1 protein-coding gene is annotated in these 477 nt (G+C 31.2%); it reads right to left on the bottom strand.

Going from position 1 to position 477, the window contains the following annotated elements; all coding sequences use genetic code 11:
* On the bottom strand, positions 1–477 hold a 477-nt coding region (locus tag LQ686_RS13935; protein ID WP_107618429.1), incomplete at both ends, for an IS3 family transposase.

Here is a 477-nt window from a genome sequence, read left to right as displayed (position 1 = left end):
AGAGGCATGAAAACATTCTATTGGGGCATTATCAGCTGGCGTTCCCTTACGGGACATGCTTCTGGTAATGCCTTTTTCTGTACATAGGGCATAGTATTCATAAGAAGTATACACACTTCCTTGATCACTATGTAATATAGTACCTGGTTCCAATTGAAGTTGTTTTAATGTCTCATTTACTAATTCTTGATTTTGTTTATTACCGATTTTATATGCCACAATTTCACCATTGTAAGCATCCATGATAGATGAAAGATACAACATTGTATTCCCGAAGGGTAAATAAGTGATATCTGTTAAAAGTACTTCTAAAGGTTTCTCTGCTTTGAAGTTTCTATTTAATAGATTATGTGTCTTATAATATGCATTCCCTGGTCTTTTCGATTTCTTCATTCGTACTTTACAATTTAAATTATGTTTTTGCATAATCCTTTGTACTTTTTTGTGATTAATTGGTTTATTATTTTTTCTATTTAA

Source organism: Mammaliicoccus sp. J-M41, assembly GCF_022385935.1.
Lineage (GTDB): Bacteria > Bacillota > Bacilli > Staphylococcales > Staphylococcaceae > Mammaliicoccus > Mammaliicoccus sciuri_A.
This window is presented reverse-complemented; position numbering and strand designations above follow the sequence as displayed.